Annotated in this window: 1 protein-coding gene; it reads right to left on the bottom strand. The window is 42.1% G+C overall.

Annotated features, from left to right (window positions below; genetic code table 11):
- On the bottom strand, positions 1–413 hold a 413-nt coding region (locus OO007_RS20235), incomplete at both ends, for a cbb3-type cytochrome c oxidase N-terminal domain-containing protein (protein WP_325810190.1).

Below are 413 nucleotides of genomic sequence, written 5' to 3'. Positions count from 1 at the left end.
AAGATGGCTTCACCGGCTTTGAGGTCTGATGGGTCTGTTAGAAACTCAACAGTGTTGATATCTACTAGGTCTTTGGCATTTTTTTTATACTCTTCTATGGCCAATTGGGCTTCTGCCACTTCCATTTCATATTCCATATTTTGACCAGCTCCATTGAACACATGGTAACGGGCAAGATAAATAACACCAAACACTATGGTCGCATAAAACATGTATACCCACCAAGGTGGCATATCATTATCCAGTTCCCTAATACCATCGTAATTATGGTCGAGAATAATCTCACCCTCCTCTTCAATGGGTTTGTTCCCGGTAAGCTTTTTGTACCATTTTTTCGCCCATGTCCATTCCCATGTTTTGGATTTGGTGGCCAAGTAGCGCTCTTTTGCTTTTTCGGGCAGGGTTTGGAACAT

The organism is Cocleimonas sp. KMM 6892 (genome assembly GCF_035798195.1).
In the GTDB taxonomy this organism is placed as follows: Bacteria; Pseudomonadota; Gammaproteobacteria; order Thiotrichales; family Thiotrichaceae; genus Cocleimonas; species Cocleimonas flava.
The sequence above is the reverse complement of the archived record's forward strand: the minus strand, read 5'-3'. Positions and strand labels throughout refer to the sequence as shown.